General features: G+C 31.3%; 2 protein-coding genes. Both read left to right on the forward strand.

Translation table 11 applies throughout. The annotated features are described in order from the left end of the window. Positions 1 to 1,196, forward strand: a 1,196-nt coding sequence (locus tag Q0C22_RS01490) for an FAD-dependent oxidoreductase (RefSeq protein WP_291490322.1), incomplete at its 5' end; no start/stop codon positions are given. 45 nt (positions 1,197 to 1,241) lie between these two features. Next, the coding region (locus tag Q0C22_RS01495) for an amidase (protein WP_291490323.1) at positions 1,242 to 2,662 on the forward strand (1,421 nt) is incomplete at its 3' end.

The raw sequence follows: 2,662 nt of genomic DNA on the forward strand, positions 1-2,662 counted from the left end.
GGTGCGGTTTTGCTGGATTTGTAGCATTTTATAGCTTAGCAAAAAAATTAAAAGAAAATATTGAGCTTACTGTTATTGATTCGAGTATTTTTAGTCTATCAAAGCCAATTTTACCTGAAGTTGCCTTTGGAGAAAGGGCTTTAAATGAAGCACTTATACCAATTGGTTCAACTATTGAAAAATTCAATCATAAATTTATAAGAAAAGAAGTTAAATTAATAAAACCGCAATTAAATCAAGTTATTTTAACAGATGATACCATTGTTGATTATGATTATCTATTAATAAGTGTTGGGGCTGTTAAAGATTACGATGCAATAGAAGGTTTTAATGAGTATGGTTATTCTATATGTGATTATACACAAGCTTTAAGATTTTTAGATAGAAGAGCATCATCTATTGGTAAAAAAATAGTTATTGGAGCCTGTCTTACAAAGTGGGGTAGTGCATCAACTGTAAAGACACTTGCTGCACCATGCGAAGGACCAATTGGCGAAATTATGTTTATGCTTGACTATTATCTAAGAAAACACAATAGAAGACACGAAACAAGTATTACAGTTTTTACACCAGGTAAGATTTTTTTTGAAGATGTAGGAGAAAAAGTTCATAAAGATATGGAGCCGATAATTAAAAAAAGTAATATTAATGTGGTAACTAATAAAGTTTTAAAGCGCATTGATAAAGAATATGTAGAATTTGAAGATTCTACAAAACTTGAATGTGATATGGCTATAATAATTCCACCATACAAAGGACCTCAATTTCTTATTGATTCAAATTTAACTGATGAGGCTGGTTTTATTCCTACAGATAAATATATGAGGCATGTTAAGTATGAAAATATTTTTGCAGCGGGTGATATAAATGCTTTTTCGATGCCAAAATTAGGTCACATTGCAGTTAAGCAATCTCATACAGCAGCAAGTGTTATTATAAGCGAAATCACACAAAAAAATGTAATTATGCCATTTAAACCAGAAATTTTATGTATCATGAATAGAGGAGAAAATGCAACTTTAATTTTATCAGACTGGATGTATGGAGGAAATAGAGATTTAACACTTAGTGGTAAAATTCCGAAATTTATGAAAATGGGTTTTGATGCATATTACTTTTATTCTCATGGCAAAATGCCTCCAAGATTATCTGAAGAATATTTAAGCAAACTTTTAGTAAAATGTTGCAATAAGTAGCTTTATAAGCTTGAATTAATTTTTTAAATATTGTATAATATTAATATGAAAATAAACGAATATGTAAAGTATGATGCTATAGGTATTGCTCGTCTTATAGCAAAAAAAGATGTTAGCCCATTTGAAGTATTAGAAGCAGCTATAGAAAAAATTGAAAAATTAAACCCTATACTTAATGCAGTAATATGTACTCATTACGATTTAGCTAAAAAACAAATAGAAACATCTGATAAAAATAAACCGCTTTATGGTGTAGTAATTTTGCTAAAGGACAGTTTGCATGAAATTGAAAATACATGCTCAACTATGGGCTCAAGACTTTTAAATAATTATATTTCTAAAAAAACATCCACATTTGTAAAGCGACTTTTGGATGCAGGATGTGTTGCGTTAGGAAAAACGAATGTCCCTGAGTTTGCTTTAATGGGAACAACCGAACCTAAACTATTTGGACCCACAAGAAACCCGTTTAATTTGGAATATTCACCGGGTGGCTCAAGCGGCGGTTCAGCTGCAAGTGTGGCAAGCGGGATGGTTAGTGTGGCTACTGGTAACGATGGTGGTGGCTCAATCAGGATTCCCGCCTCTATGTGTGGATTATTTGGTTTTAAACCTTCAAGGTATTTTACGCCAATGGGTAGTGAGTTTTTTGATGCATGGATGGGTCTTGTTGTAAATCATGTTTTAACAAAAACTGTAAGGGATAGTGCATTTTTTTTGGATATAGAATATGGTTTTGATGGGCCAATTTATTTTAAAAAACCAGTAGAATCATTTTTCAAAGAGCTTGATAAGCCATTAAAGCCACTTAAAATTGCTTTAAATACCAATTCATATCTTGGCAATGTAGATAGTCAGATGATAGAAACAACTTATAAAGTAGCAAAAACATTGGAAGACTTAGGTCATACAGTAGAAGAAACGCTACCGCAGCTAGATTTTGCCAGACTATACGATACATACATTGATGCTATGTTTATAGAAACATCATTTTTAATAGATTATCTTGAAAACAAATTACAAAGAAAGATTACAATTAAAGATGTCGAACCTTCTACATACATACTTGCAAAAATTGGCGATAGTCTTCATTCAAAATTGAATGTTTATATAAAGCATTTCTGGGATCAAACGGCTTACTTAATGCGAGGTTTTTTTGAACAATACGATATTTATATGACACCAACACTTGCAAATCCTCATATAAAATTAGGTAGTTTATTGCCATCAAGTTTTGAAGAATTAGCATTAAAAACAGTATCAACTGCTAATTTAAGTTCATATATAAAACCAATTATAAAAAAGATAGCTTTTAAGCAATTAAGTGTATTTCCATTTACACAACTTGCAAATCAAACTGGATTGCCTGCAATGAGTATTCCAGCTGGAATTAGCTCACAAAATATACCGCTTGGTGTTCAATTTATGTCATCTTACGCAAACGATCATATATTATTCAGATTGGC

Source organism: Desulfurella sp. (assembly GCF_023256235.1).
GTDB lineage: Bacteria > Campylobacterota_A > Desulfurellia > Desulfurellales > Desulfurellaceae > Desulfurella.